This window comes from Enterococcus sp. DIV0774, from assembly GCF_050539095.1.
In the GTDB taxonomy this organism is placed as follows: domain Bacteria; phylum Bacillota; class Bacilli; order Lactobacillales; family Enterococcaceae; genus Enterococcus; species Enterococcus faecalis.
In genome coordinates, this window is sequence record NZ_CP172923.1 from 1931692 (window position 1) to 1946653 (window position 14962).

The 14962-nt window shown below is 38.0% G+C and carries 13 protein-coding genes; all 13 read right to left on the bottom strand.

Annotated features, from left to right (window positions below; translation table 11 throughout):
• Positions 1-2265 (bottom strand): DNA internalization-related competence protein ComEC/Rec2, encoded by a 2265-nt coding sequence (locus IGL86_RS09275; RefSeq protein ID WP_161633957.1) that lies wholly within the window; start codon positions 2263-2265, stop codon positions 1-3.
• A gap of 34 nt (positions 2266-2299) precedes the next feature.
• Complete coding sequence (locus tag IGL86_RS09280; RefSeq protein WP_002356697.1) at positions 2300-2803, bottom strand: ComE operon protein 2; 504 nt, start codon at positions 2801-2803, stop codon at positions 2300-2302.
• A gap of 122 nt (positions 2804-2925) precedes the next feature.
• Positions 2926-3603: a helix-hairpin-helix domain-containing protein gene (locus IGL86_RS09285; RefSeq protein WP_033626116.1), complete on the bottom strand. Its 678-nt coding sequence runs from the start codon at positions 3601-3603 to the stop codon at positions 2926-2928.
• Positions 3604-3665: 62 nt separating this feature from the next.
• A complete protein-coding gene (locus IGL86_RS09290) occupies positions 3666-4736 on the bottom strand; it encodes a SepM family pheromone-processing serine protease (protein ID WP_033626117.1) in 1071 nt (356 codons plus the stop codon).
• Positions 4723-5214 (bottom strand): pantetheine-phosphate adenylyltransferase, encoded by a 492-nt coding sequence (gene coaD / locus IGL86_RS09295; protein WP_002356693.1) that lies wholly within the window; start codon positions 5212-5214, stop codon positions 4723-4725. Before coaD ends, IGL86_RS09290 begins: the two co-directional genes overlap by 14 nt.
• 1 nt (position 5215) lies before the next feature.
• On the bottom strand, positions 5216-5809 hold the full coding sequence (gene rsmD / locus IGL86_RS09300; RefSeq protein WP_002414371.1) for a 16S rRNA (guanine(966)-N(2))-methyltransferase RsmD: 594 nt from the start codon (positions 5807-5809) through the stop codon (positions 5216-5218).
• A 59-nt stretch (positions 5810-5868) separates the two neighbouring features.
• Positions 5869-6219, bottom strand: coding sequence for a YlbG family protein (locus IGL86_RS09305; protein ID WP_002359714.1), 351 nt, complete (start codon positions 6217-6219; stop codon positions 5869-5871).
• Positions 6209-6643 carry a YlbF family regulator gene (locus tag IGL86_RS09310; RefSeq protein ID WP_033625088.1) on the bottom strand — a complete coding sequence of 145 codons (435 nt, stop codon included), beginning with the start codon at positions 6641-6643 and terminating at the stop codon, positions 6209-6211. The genes IGL86_RS09305 and IGL86_RS09310 overlap by 11 nt, the downstream gene beginning before the upstream one ends.
• Entirely contained in the window at positions 6640-7764 is a 1125-nt protein-coding gene (locus IGL86_RS09315; RefSeq protein WP_002362207.1) for a CAP-associated domain-containing protein, read from the bottom strand. The genes IGL86_RS09310 and IGL86_RS09315 overlap by 4 nt, the downstream gene beginning before the upstream one ends.
• Positions 7765-7780: 16 nt before the next feature.
• Positions 7781-11209, bottom strand: a complete 3429-nt coding sequence (locus IGL86_RS09320; RefSeq protein WP_033626118.1) for a pyruvate carboxylase — start codon at positions 11207-11209, stop codon at positions 7781-7783.
• 32 nt (positions 11210-11241) lie between these two features.
• The gene (locus tag IGL86_RS09325) at positions 11242-12450 is read right to left on the bottom strand and encodes an FtsW/RodA/SpoVE family cell cycle protein (protein ID WP_002356686.1); all 1209 of its coding nucleotides are present in this window, start codon (positions 12448-12450) and stop codon (positions 11242-11244) included.
• Between the two features lie 3 nt (positions 12451-12453).
• Positions 12454-12759: a YlaN family protein gene (locus IGL86_RS09330; protein ID WP_002356684.1), complete on the bottom strand. Its 306-nt coding sequence runs from the start codon at positions 12757-12759 to the stop codon at positions 12454-12456.
• Between the two features lie 226 nt (positions 12760-12985).
• Positions 12986-14755, bottom strand: coding sequence for a DNA helicase RecQ (recQ, locus tag IGL86_RS09335; RefSeq protein ID WP_002400864.1), 1770 nt, complete (start codon positions 14753-14755; stop codon positions 12986-12988).
• Positions 14756-14962: the final 207 nt, after the last annotated feature.

Below are 14962 nucleotides of genomic sequence, written 5' to 3' on the forward strand. Positions count from 1 at the left end.
CTAGTCTTGTTCTTTAACAAATTTGGCCTTAGAAAGCCCTTGCCAAAGTAACCATTGATAATAAATCATTCCTTGAAGATCGGTCCGATAATAATTTATTTTTTGCTCCTCCAGCGTCGCTAATGTCTCCTGATGAGGATGTTTAAAACGATTATTCAGTCCAGCTGAAATCAATGCTTCTCGCGGATTAAGCTGTTTGATAAATCTTTTAGTAGACGACGTTTTACTACCATGATGACCGACTTTCAAGATGTCGATTTTCAACTGGGGATAGCGAGCCAACACTTGTTCTTCTCCTTCGGCTTCCAAGTCACCAGTAAATAAAAAATGCCGTCCACCTAATTGTGTGGAAAACACTATCGAGTCATTATTGCCCCCAATACTGCTCTTATTTGGTGATAAAATTTGAAAAGAAACGGGCCCATTAATTCGCTTGGGCGCTAAAATTGGCCGACAGTCTGTCCCGCTTTTTTGGAGTTGTTTCAAGACTTGGCGAAACGAAAAATTGGCTTCAGCTGCTCCTTTAGGGAAATAAAGAACAGAAATTGGAACCTTCTGCGCAATGGCTAATAAATCGCCAAAATGGTCTTCATGTGCGTGTGTAATGATCACTTCATCTAAACGTTTGACCCCTTGACTTTTGAGAAAAGGAATCACTGAATATTCCGCTCCTGATCGACTATTTTTCCGTTGCCGCCAAGCTTCTTTGTCAAAAGACAACCGCCCCCCTGTATCGATCAATGTATTTTTTCTGTGAAAAGGCGCTTGGATAAACAAACTATCCCCTTGGCCTACATCGATCATTGCAACAATGCCAATTGGCGAAAGGTATTTACTATTTATCAAAACAATTAGTAGTCCGATTGAGAAAAAAATTTTTTTAGACTTATCTGCTAAATAAATCATTGAAAGTCCGATTAGTAATAACAAACTAATTTGTATCCAAGCATTTAAATAGCCGATGGTCAGCTTCGGATTTAAGTGAACTAGCACCCACTCAAATAAACCATTCATTGTTAAAAATAGTGGTTCGAGCAAGGCTGCTAAATAGCGTGCTGGCATAATAATCACTAGAAAAAAGCTCAACGTCAAAAGCGGTAACAAGAACCGTTCAAAAATTGGTAACAAGAGAAAGGTTAAGAAACTCCCTAACAAGGGCCATTCATAAAATGATTGGACTAAAATAGGTAAGGAAGCCACAGCCAATAGGAAAGAGCCTACACAATTTTTAATGAAAGGCGAAGAATAACCGACTAATGTTTGCTCTAAAAACAGCAGAACAAAGGAAAGTAAGTAACTAAATTGACCGCCGACTGAAAAAAAGAGGGTTGGCTGAACAATCAAGTGCACTAAGAGAGTTAAACTCCAACAATCGAGGGCCGGAACCTGCCAATTAAACCGTCGATTGAACGTATTGAGGTTTGTTTGTAAAAGCGCCCGCATGACACTGACTGAGAATCCTGTTAAACCAGCATATATCAGTGAAAAAGCGCATTGCCACAAAAAATAACTTTCTTGCGTTCGGCGAGCAATTCTTAGCATTAGCAAGCGAAATAAACGAAGGAAAAAAGAAACATGCATCCCTGACAAACTAAAAAGATGCAAAATGCCTAATGCTGAAAATTTATCGCTTATTTCAGCAAATTCTTCATTACGAAAACCTAAAAGCAACGCATTCATGTACATTGCACTAGTATCACCAAAATTTTTCTGAATATGTACCATCGCCCACTTCCGCCAGCCGCTAATGATTTCTTTAAACCGCCAAGAAAAAAAGGAACGCTGTTGTCCTATCTCCTCAATGAATAAAATAGCTTCGATTCCTTGATTCTTTAAAAATAGTTGATAATTGAAGCCATTTTTGTTGGTTTGACCTTGGGGCGAGTCTAAAATACCTACAGCGGTTGCCTGAATGGTTGTGGTTAGTTGTTGCCATTGCTGTTTTTCTTTCACACTTTTTAATTGATAAAATGCCAGTACTTTCTGCCTTTTGCCTTTTACGATCCAATTGGCAGGAAATTTTACTTGATCACCATCTACTTGTATTTCATCTGGTAATATCGTTAGCTGTCCTGACAAGCGGACTTCTTTAGGCAACAAAGAGACTGGCTTTAACCACTGGAAAATCAATATGCCCCCTACTATTAAAAAACTGCACAAAAAACCTCCCAATATAACAGGAAAACTTTTTGTACAGACAATACGGATAACAGTGATAGAAAAAAGAAGAGCTCCTAATAGACTAGGTGCGAAAAAACACCACAGCCCACAACTAGTCAGCAGAGCTATGAAGAACCAATTATTCCTCAGCTGAGGAAGGATTGTCCTCAAGTGTGGCAAATTCTTCTCCCCATTGTAATTCGGCAAAATATTTTGGTACTAAAGTCACTTTTTCAACCGTGGCTCCTACTTGTTCAATTAAATTTAGGGCGTACGCATCATTACGGTAATCCTTTAAATAATAAATCTTTTTAATCCCTGCTTGTAAAATCATCTTTGTACATTGCAGGCAAGGGAAATGTGTCACATAAATTTCTGCCCCTTCTGTAGGGACGCCAAACTTCGCACATTGTAAAATTGCATTCATTTCTGCGTGGATTGTTCGAACGCAATGATTATCAACAACATAGCATCCTTCATCAATACAATGCGTTCCGCCACTGACTGAACCATTGTAACCTCCTGCAATAATTCGTTTGTCGCGAACAATGGTTGCTCCGACAGTTAACCGTGTGCAAGTACTTCTTAATGATAATAAGACGCTTTGTCCCATAAAATATTGGTCCCATGGAATTCGTTCCATAATAAACCTCCTTTATTTTTAATGACTCCTGTGTTCGATTTGCCAAATCATTTAATCTTATTACAAATAGTATGTTATCCGCATCCCATAGTCAAGAATTCTCAGGAATTTTCTGTTAAAAGTTAGCCAGTCACTGTCAACATGTCTTTTAAACGTTCTACTGTTTTCTCTCCAATACCTGGAACATTTTTCAGTTCCTCGACGGTTTTAAACGGTCCTTGTTCGTCACGAAAGCGAATAATCTCTTGTGCTTTTTTCGCACCGATTCCTGAAATCGTTTGTAGCTCTGCTTCTGTTGCCCTATTAAGGTTGATTTTTTCCTCCTGATTTTGCTGAGCAGGTGCTGATTCCTGCAGCGTTTCTAATGACTGTGGCACTGCTTCTCCTTTTTTGGGCACATAAATAATCATTTGATCTTTTACTTTTTGAGCGTAATTGACCTGGGCAGTATCAGCTTCCTCGCTCACTCCTCCAGCTAAAGCTAAAGCATCCCAAATCCGCTGCTGATTTTTTAGTTGATAGATTCCTGGTACTTTCACTGCGCCTTTAATATCAACATAGATCATTGTTTCTGCCCTTTCTTTTGTGGCATCTGTGGCGACCTCTGCCGTAGTGGTCAGACTTGTCTCCTCCCACATTGTGGTGTCTACTCGTGGCTCCTTATTAACCATCAAATAAATGCCCACTAATAGAGTTATCAAAATAACTATAGACGCGCCACTACCTAGCAATAGCCACTTTTTGGGTAACTGTTTCAACCAATCCATCGTTTGTCCTCCCTTCAAAATATAATTACGCATTTTTTAACAAAAAAATGCGCCTGGACCAAAAATCACTAGTAATTTTTGGCCCAGGCACACTTTTATTTTAATTTTTCTAGATAGTTCAAGGCATCTTGAACCGTTTTTACTGGGACAATTTTCATTTTTGTCCCAATTTTTTTCGAAGCTTCTTGTGCTTCTTGATAATTCGATTTGATTTTTGGCTCAACTTTTTTCATTTCTGAAGTTATTTCATCATCGGGTGCAAAGAAAATTTCTGCGCCGTTCTCACTGGCAGTTACAACTTTTTTGTCAATGCCACCGATTCTACCAACGATTCCTTGACTGTTCATCGTACCCGTTCCAGCAATTTCATGACCTTTACGTAAATCTTTATGACTTAATTGTTCATAGGTCTGCAAAGTAAACATTAAACCAGCCGATGGCCCACCAATATCACCCGCTTCAATAGATACTGGGATAGAAGAATCAATTTCTGTATGATCGGTCAAACCAATACCAATCCCCGCTTTTTTATCTGTTGGCAATTCAATTAATTTGCCGGTCGCTTCTTTTGCTTTGCCATCTTGAGTAAATTGAACAGTGACTTTTTGATTCACTTTTTGTGCTTTAATGTAGTTCATTAATTCTTCACTGCTTTTAAAAGATTTGCCATCCACGCCTGTCACGGTATCGCCAACTTCAATTTTTCCTTTAAAACTTGAGTTGTCTTCCATCGCTAACACATAGACGCCTTTAAATTTCATCTCATATGGAACCTTCGCTAATTTTAAGGCTTGCTCAATTGCGGCGTTTTTTGAGGAATCCATATAGTATTGTTGAATTCGATTATATTCGCTATTACTACTATCTCCCATTAATTCTTTTTTGGACATGACTTCTTGAAAATCCGAAAAGTTTGCTTTTATGGCAGAAAAAATAGTGGCCGAACGAATGCCCACCGTTGTTAAATAAAAAGCACCAGACTGCGTATCTTTTTTCCCATCAACAGTTACAAACTCTTTTAAATTTTCTGTCGTTCCTGGTCCTTCAATATAATAAGGGATTGGGACGATAAACAAACCAATTAGCAGCAATGCCAATACCATTGGAATGAGTGATTTAAACGAAAATTTTTCTGTTTTTTTATTCATTATTTTAGCTCCAGTCATTCTTCTTTTGTTTTAACGCATGATAAATATTGGGAGGAAGATAGTCAGACACATCGCCTCCAAAACGTAAAACTTCTTTTAGTAAACTGGAGCTTACATGTGCATATGGTTCTTCTGCTAATAGAAAAACCGTTTCAATTTCTGGCGCCAGATGTTGATTCATTTTAGCAATGTCTTTCTCGTACTCGTAGTCTTTGACGTTTCTAATGCCACGAATCAAAAAATTAGCCCCTAATGATTTTGCACTTTCCACAGTTAACTGGGTTTCTTGCATAATAACACGCACATTTGGCATTTCTTTAGTTGCTTCTTCAATTAAATATTTTTTCTCTTCTGGCGTAAATAATGTTTGCTTACTTGTATTTATAAAAACGCCAATGATGACTTCGTCAAATAACTTCGCACTGCGTTCAATCAAATTTAAATGACCATTTGTCATCGGATCAAAACTTCCGGGAAATAGAGCAATTTTACGCATCTTACGCCTCCTGACGATAAATCGTTACTTGAGTGATTCCGTAAACGGTTTCTCTTGTTTTTTCTAGTGTACCAATCGTTTCCGGTAATTTGACAGTTTTATCTGTTTCACAAACGATAACGGCTTCGTTTGTTAATAACTGCCGTTCTAACATCTTTTCTAATTGTGAAACAATTTCTTGTTTGGCATAGGGCGGATCCAATAAGACCAAATCAAACTGTAGCTTCTCTTCATAAAACTGTTCTAAGGCACGATTAGCATCCATTTTTCTAACTTCAAATTTTTCTGGTTCTTTTGTAATCGCAATATTTTCTTTAATTACTTTTAGTGCAGCAAAATTCTTTTCAATACAAATACTTTTGTCCATTCCACGAGAAACGGCTTCAATCGCTAACCCGCCACTTCCTGAATATAAATCCAGCGCCATTCCACCGTCGAAATATGGACCAATCATATTAAAAATAGATTCTTTTACTTTATCTGTTGTGGGCCTAGTATTGTCGCCATCTAACGCTTTCAAGCGTCGGCCACCATATTCTCCAGAAATAACACGCATTGTTTCTACTCCTTTATCAATCATTCTTTTATAATTCATTATAACAAAAAGAGTGAAAAATGTTTGAAATTTCTCATAACATTTCTCACTCTTTTACATCAGACATTCTCTGCTAAGCGAATCTCTGTAGATAATTCCTCTACTACATAGCCATCGTCTTCTTGTTCTTGATAAGCCGCTTTGGTACCAATTTTTTCAGCAAAATTCATTTCGACATCTGGTCGATACGATTTATCGACACTACGAACAAAATGTAACTGATTAATTTTTTCCATGTTACTTTCAATATTTTCTTCATTCATGTAAATCACCACATATTTCATTTTTCGTGAAACATAGTGAATCAGTCCATATCGGCGTAACTGTTTTAACGGTTTTAATGTGTATACCCAAACAATTAGGCAACGACGCTCTTGAAGCGTAAATTCTTTTTCTTCTTTAGCTTGCATGGCAGCTTCCTCCACAACCTGAATGTTTCTTTCCTCGTTCAAAGAAAGGATTTCCAGCATCTACTTTAATATCTTCAGAAATTAGTTGCGCAATCTTTAAACCAATTGTATCTAGCAACGTTTGAACGTTTGTCTCAGCAAAACGATAATTTGCAACGATTTCATTTAAATCAAGCGCCCGCTTCGCTTTACGTAGGGCTCGTTGTTTCTCCCGAAAATCGGGTGCATGAATTCCATAAGCTTCTACTCGTTCAAAAGCTGACTTAGCTTCTAAAAATGCTTTTTGTAACTGAGCAACTTCCCTTGAAGCATACATGGCTTTTTTTGTTTCTTTATAGTTTTGAACAGCATCACTTTCTAAAAGTGCTGAAATTAAGCATTCTGTTTGATCTTCAATTGCAAATAAATGTTCTGTTACAATCATAACTTTTCACTACTCTCCGTGATTTGCCTATTTTCTGGTCGTTTCTCTAATAAGACTAACACACCTTCATTGGAAAAGGCAACGCCCAATTCTGTCGTTTCTGACTCAGCAAAATAGCTATCATATTGCGGGTCCGAAAACCATGACAAAATAGTAAAGGTACTATCATAAACAGGTTCTTGGAAAATACCTGCTGGTTCTCTCAACGAAAGTTTGCTCGTTTTAACTAATAAAGAAAATTCGTCCTTAGTCAAATGAAATGGATGAATGGCTGTATGTTCCTCTCTCGTTTGTAACAATTCTGCTTGTCGATTTGCCGACAAAATTGTTGGTGTATGATTAGCCAGCGTTTGATACAATGTTTGGGCATCTTTTTGACTTTGTGTGGAAACTGAAAAAGCAGCTTGATTTTCTTGCTGTTTAACCAGATTCATGACATAAATCGCTTGGTTACTTTGAACAGGATCGAAGGTCATTGACTGTGTTATATCAACTGGCAAAGGAGAACCTTCATTTAATTGATACGGCATTTCCGTGAGCAACGTTTCTTTATTGACATAATTAACTGCCATTAAACCGCCTGTCCGCTGATTAAAAAATAACACTGCAAAACTGCCATTATCAAAAGCAACCAGTGGTCGATAGTTCATATCTTCTTCCATCAGCTCGACATCGTAAGCTTCATGATGAAAATTAAATGCAAAATTCGAATAAATCGTCATTAAATCAGACAAGTCAGCAAGCTTCATATCTATCTTAAACGGTTCTATCATTTTGTCATTGTTAAAGGCCTTAATTGCGATGACTTTATTTTCTCGAACGTTGACTTCTAAGTAATCATTCATCGTCAAACCGAACGTCCATAATTCATACGTACGACCTGTTTTAATTTTTTCTTTAGGATTGCCAAACTGGCGGATAAAGGTTTCCACATCTTTCCCTATGTATGCTGCGTAGCCAGAAGCTGGCAATTCTTCATGAGGAACAGCGGTGTGAGCGCTGGATAAGCGCCCACTTTGAGCTGTTTCGGTTGGTTTTTCAGCAGGGAAAAAAACTGGCTCTAAATATCCGATGAGTAGAACTGTTAAAAAAACAGCAGTAAAGGCCCAAAATCGCTTCATTTTTTCCCCTCTCATCTTATTTTTCTTTCACTTCTAATAACAAATCACCTGAGCTGATTGCTTCGCCTTCTTCAACATAAATGTGATCAACCGTGCCCGCAAAACGTGCTTCGATAGTCGTTTCCATTTTCATGGCTTCTGTAATCAGCAACGGCTGACCTTTTTCTACTTTATCGCCACGTTTGACCAATACTTGTAGAACAGAACCAGACATCGTTGCGCCGATTTGTTCTTTATTAGTTGGTTCCGCCTTTTGTTTTACTTGAACAGCAGACTTAATGGAGGCATCTTTAACTAAAACCTCACGACGTTGCCCATTCAAATTGAAGAACAAGACACGGTTTCCGTCAATATCAGGTTCGCCAATTTCATCTAAACGAATAATTAACGTTTTTCCTCGTTCAATTTGAACTTCCAATGTCTCTCCTTGACGAATACCATTAAAGAATGTTGGCGTATCTAATAAGGTTATATCTCCAAAGGTTTCGTATTTTTGACGATACTCTAAAAATACTTGTGGATACATTAAATAACTTAAAACTTCTTCCAATTTAGGTTGATACCCAATTTTTTCGGCTAATTCTTCTTGTACTTTCGCAAAATCAACAGGTGCTGCTAAGTCACCTGGCCGCTCTGTGAAGGCTGGTCGACCTTTTAGAATAATTCGTTGGAGCTCTTTCGGGAACCCACCAACTGGTTGACCTAAATCACCTTGGAAAAAAGTCACAACGGATTCAGGAAAACTTAGTTCTTCACCACGCGCATAAACATCTTGTTCTGTCAGATTATTTTGAACCATGAAGAGTGCCATGTCTCCCACGACTTTTGAAGATGGCGTCACTTTTACAATATCGCCAAACATCAAATTCACTGTGTGATACATTTTTTTGATTTCATCCCAACGGTGCCCTAAGCCTACCGCTTTTGCTTGCTGCTGTAGATTAGAGTATTGACCACCAGGCATTTCATGCATATAGACTTCTGTTTGCGGGGCATTTAACCCATTTTCAAATGGTTGATAATACATGCGCACATCTTCCCAATAATGATTGATTTTCTGTGCATTATCAATGTTAATAGTTGGCGTCCGTTCACCATTGACTAAAGCATAATATAGACTGTTCATACTTGGCTGGCTAGTTGCACCACTCATCGCACTCATTGCGACGTCAACAATATCAACGCCTGCTTTAGTAGCTGCTGAATATGTGATGATCCCATTACCACTAGTATCGTGGGTGTGGAGATGAATTGGTAAATCCGTGGCTGCCTTTAATTCACTAATTAAACGATAAGCAGCTTGTGGTTTCAATAAGCCAGCCATATCTTTAATCGCAATGATTTGTGCACCTAAATTTTCCAATTCTTTAGCCATATCAAGGTAATATTGAACATTATATTTTGCTCGGGCTGGATCATTGATGTCCCCAGTATAACAAATTGCTGCTTCCGCAATTTTTCCGGTATCCCGAACGACTTGAATACTTTTTTCCATTTGAGGAATCCAGTTTAAGCTATCAAAAATTCGGAAAACATCGACTCCTTGGCGAGCAGATTCTTTAATGAATTCTTCAATAACATTATCAGGGTAATTTTGATAGCCTACCGCATTAGAACCTCTGAACAGCATTTGTAAAAGTGTGTTTGGCATCAACTGACGAATTTTTCTTAAACGTTGCCATGGGTCTTCGGTTAAGAAGCGATAGGCAACATCGAACGTAGCGCCACCCCACATTTCACTAGAAAACAGCTCAGGCAGGGCTGCATCAGTTAGACCAGCAATTGCTTTAAAATCTTGTGTTCTCACACGAGTAGCTAATAAACTTTGGTGCGCATCACGGAACGTGGTATCTGTCATTAACACACTTTCTTGATTCTTAACCCAATCGATGACGGCGGTTGCTCCTTGAGCGTCTAGAATATTTTTAGCTGTGATCACTTTTTCTGGAACTTCAACATCTGTCGGCACGCGCGGAGCTTCAAAATATTTTTTCTCCGTTCGTTCAATGCCAGGGAACCCATTGACCGTTACTTCTCCAATGTATTTCATCGTTTTATTGCCACGATCGCGCATACGAGGAAATTCAAATAATTCAGGTGTATTATCAATAAAGGTTGTTTTGGCTTCCCCAGATTGAAACGCTGGATAGCTCACAACATTTTGTAAAAACGGAATATTTGTTTTCACGCCACGAATCCGAAATTCTTTTAAGCAGCGTTGCATTTTACTGATTGCCTGTTCAAAAGAGAAACCATGCGTACAGACTTTAACCAATAAAGAATCAAAGTAAGGCGTCACAGCGTAGCCAGAATAAGCATTCCCTACATCTAAACGCACACCAAAACCACCTGGTGAACGATACGTATCAATTTTCCCTGTGTCTGGCATAAACTGGTTCAGGGGATCTTCAGTCGTAATCCGACATTGAATAGCCGCGCCTTTTAATGTCAATTCGTTTTGTTTTGGCAAATGCATATCTTTATGCAAATCAAGCCCTTGCGCAATTTGTAATTGAGAGATCACAATATCAATATCTGTAATCATTTCTGTGATAGTATGTTCTACCTGAACACGAGGATTCACTTCAATAAAATAAAACTGATCCCCTTCTACTAAAAACTCAACCGTTCCCGCATTCACGTAGCCGACATGCGCCATTAACTGCACAGCAGCCGAACAAATGGCTGCTCGTTGTTCTTCATTCATTGATACACACGGTGCGACTTCTACCACTTTTTGGTGGCGCCGTTGAACGGAACAATCACGTTCAAATAAATGCAAGACATTCCCATGATGATCGCCTAAAATTTGTACTTCGATATGTTTAGGGTTAGAAATATACTTTTCAACATAAACCTCGTCAGAACCAAAGGCTGCTTTCGCTTCGCTTTTTGCTCTTTCGTAACCTTCTCGTGCTTCCTTGGCATCGTGGGCAACGCGCATCCCGCGACCGCCGCCACCTAAAGCAGCTTTAATCATGATAGGAAAGCCATGCGTTTCACCAAAAGCTACGACCTCTTCCACCGTTGCTACTGGCCCATCTGAGCCTGGAATCGAAGCAATCCCCGCAGCTACAGCTGCTTCTTTCGCTTTAATTTTATCGCCAAAAATATCTAAATGGTGTGTTTTAGGTCCAACAAAAATGATTCCTTCTTCTTCACAACGTTCGGCGAAGCGTAAATTCTCTGATAAAAAGCCATAACCAGGATGAATGGCATCTGCTCCCGATTTTTTGGCAATTTGGATAATATTTTCAATGTCTAAATAGGCTTCAATTGGTTTTTTCCCCTTACCAACTAAATACGCTTCATCTGCTTTGAAACGATGAACAGAATACTCATCTTCTGCAGCATAAATCGCTACTGTACGGATATCTAATTCTGTACAAGCTCTAAAAATTCGAATCGCAATTTCGCCACGATTGGCAACTAATACCTTTTTCATAACGTCACTCCTACCATCAATTTCCTTCAAATTTATTGGTTCTGTTCTAAAGATAAATAGTACTCATTTTCTAATTTCTGACGTGTTTCATCTGCACTGATATTCAGGACAAAGGCCACAGCAATCGAAATAATCAGCAAACTATTCCCACCTTGACTCAAGAACGGGAAAGTAATTCCTGTTAATGGAATAATCCCAGTAATCCCACCAACATTAATAAAGACTTGAATTAATAACATTGTACCAATTCCAATACACATTAGTGAATTAAAAGGTTTCTTCGAGCGTACACCGACTAAAATAATTCGCGCAATCATAAACATCAACAATCCTAAAATCGCTAGACCGCCGATAATGCCTAACTCTTCTAAAGTAATCGCAAAGATAAAGTCCGTATGTGCTTCTGGTAAAAAGCCTTTTTTCTGAACACTATTCCCTAGACCTTTGCCAAACCAGCCGCCATTACTGATTGCATAATAAGAATTAGCTAACTGATGGCCTAAGTTCCGTTCATCTAAAAATGGATTTTTAAAAACAGCAAAACGATTATAAATATATTGGTAACGCGCTGGGAAAATTTTTCCTTTCGACATAATTAATAACTGAATAGCCGTGATACTACCTAAAATGCCCAAGCCACCAACCAAGTAGGTATACATATAATTAATCCCACTTGCTAAAACCATCACGATGGTAATTAATGTTAGAATGGCCGCATTCCCGAAGTCAGGCTGGATTGCAACTAGAGCAATTAATACAAAAACGAGCATCAACGGGCGCCCGGCAGCTTGTTTAAATTGATCCATGCCTCCATTAATTGTCTTTTGTCGCCGTGCTAAAATATAAGACAAATACCAGACAACCATGATTTTTAAATACTCAGCTGGTTGCATCGAAAATCCACCAATCTCAATCCAACCACGTGCGCCGTTAATTTCTTTCCCGATACCAGGAATCCGAACGGCTAAAACCATAACCGTAATTACTGCAATGGCAAACATGATAAAACTTCGATTCTGAAAAACGGATGTTTTCATCTTATAAATAAAAAACATTGCAACTAACCCTACTACCCAAAAGGCAACCTGGTTAATAACGAATGACGTAGGTGAAAAACCTTTCATTACTTGTAATGCGGATGTGGAACTATATACCATAATCAATCCCACGATACTTAAAATTAAATATGGAATAAAAATACTATAGTCTAGCAAATGCCGTTTCTTTACTTTGTTTGGCAAAGCTTAACCCTCCTTGCCAATCTCGTTTTTTTCTTGTGTTTCTTCATAAACATCTGTATATAATTGATTCAATTCGCGTTCTAAATCACTTAGTAAGCGATGTCCTTCATCATTAGTTAAAATCCCCAAACGGGTCGCATAGGTCACTTGTCTTGAAAAACCATACATTTGTGTATCCACCACTTCTTCAAATGCTTTACATTGAGAAATGCACAAACTGTTTTTTTGATTACGAATAAGCATTTTAATGCGTTCTGCATCGTCTTCTAATAATTGAATGGCAAATTTCTTTGAAATTCCTTCGTCCATTTGTACAGAACCTCCCTATCTTAATTAAATAATTATAACATAATTCTCAGTTAGATACATGATGATTTCAGAAAATTTCCTTTAAGAAATTTTCTAAAACCAAGCGATATATTAAGTAAGAAATCTCTTTATATAACAAGCTTATTTTATCAATACAACAACAAATACATTAAAAGACTTTTTTCTTATTTTCTGCTTTTAATTTTAAATAAAATAACAAACTATATCATTTTTTCGTCTCTTGATATTCTTTAATTACTTCTAAAAAGGCGGTGCCATATTTATCTAATTTATTTTGGCCGACCCCTTTTATTTGCAATAATTGAATCGTTGTTTGCGGTAATTTTTCACACATTTCTTTAAGTGTACTATCGGAAAAGACTACATATGGCGGCACGCCTGCCTCTTGAGCCATGTCCATACGTAATTCGCGTAATCGTTCAAACAAGGCATCATCCACTGCTACTTTTCGAACTTTTTGGTCTTCTTTTCGGAAGACTTTCCGTTCCCCTAAAAGCACCTGAACACCTTCTGTCGAGACTGATAACAACGGAAATTGCCCATCAGAAGGAATTAAATAACGTTCTGCTGTCAAATAATCAATCAGCTGTGTGACTTCTTTTTGTGTGCGACCTTTCATTAGTCCGTATGTTGGCAAACGATCAAAATGCCATTGATCAATTTTTTGATCTTTTGAACCAGTCAAGACTTTACCAACTAAGCCCTTACCGAAACGTTCTCCCATACGTTTTACACAAGACAAGACTTTTTGGGCATCGACCGTAATATCGACTAATTCTCGATTATCCAGACAATTCGAGCAGCGACCGCAGTCCGTCCCTTCTTCACCAAAATAGCGTAAAATATATTTTTGTAAACACATTTGTGCATTCGCATATTGTGACATTTCCCGTAATTTCAAGTACTCTTTCTGCTTATAATCAATGGTCATTTCAGATTGTTCAATAAAGTATTGTTGAATTTGCAAGTCTTGTGGAGCAAACATTAACACAGCATCACTAGGCAGACCGTCACGACCAGCTCGGCCGGCTTCTTGATAATAAGATTCAATATTCCCTGGTACTTGTGCGTGAATGACAAAACGAACATTACTCTTATTAATCCCCATACCAAAGGCATTTGTTGCTACCATCACTTGCACTTGATCATACAAGAATGCTTCTTGATTTTCACTACGTAACTGTTCACTCATGCCCCCATGATACATCCCAGCCGCAATTTTTTTATTCTCTAATAAATGATAAATTCGTTCAACTTCCTTCCGCGTGCTTGCATAAATAATACCTGATTGCCCAGTATTCATCTTTAAATATTCCAAAAGAAAAACGTCTCTGTTTTGATCTTTCACGACTTGAAAAGATAGATTTTCTCGAGCGAATCCTGTTTTGATTTCATTTTCTGGTGGAATGCTTAATTGCTTGACAATATCCTCCGCTACTTGTGGCGTTGCTGTAGCTGTTAGTGCAATCACGGTTGGTTGTTGTTGAAATTGATCGATAATCTCTGCTAAACGCAAATAGCTTGGACGAAAATCATGCCCCCATTGTGAAATACAGTGTGCCTCATCTACTGCCAATAAATCAATCGGTACATGTGTCAGCATCTGTTGAAAATCATAAGATTCTAATCGCTCTGGCGCAACATACAATAGCTTGACTTCTTTGTTAACCGCTAATTGAATACGATGATTCATTTCTTGATAGGAAATGGTACTATTGATATATGTAGCTGGAATCCCCATTAAATTCAGGGCATCTACTTGATCTTTCATTAAAGAAATTAATGGTGAAATCACCAATGTTAAATTATCCAGAAGTAAGGCTGGCAACTGATAACAAATCGATTTGCCTCCACCTGTTGGCATAATGCCTAAGACATTTTCTTGTCGCAATACATGACGAATAATCGTTTCTTGTCCTGGCCGAAAATCATCATAGCCAAATGTATCTTTTAATAATTCTTGTAATGCACTCATTTATTGCGCTCCAATCTTTGTTCTACAAGTCATTTTAACACGCTAATCTAACAGGAACAAGGTGTGTTAAAACAAGACACAATCGTGAAACACCAGTTAACGTGAAACATCAAAAAAAATGAAAAATTGTGAAAGCTTGCTATCAAAAGCTTTCAAAAATAGCGACATTTGCTTGTTGTGGATAACGAGTAGTTATCCACACATAAA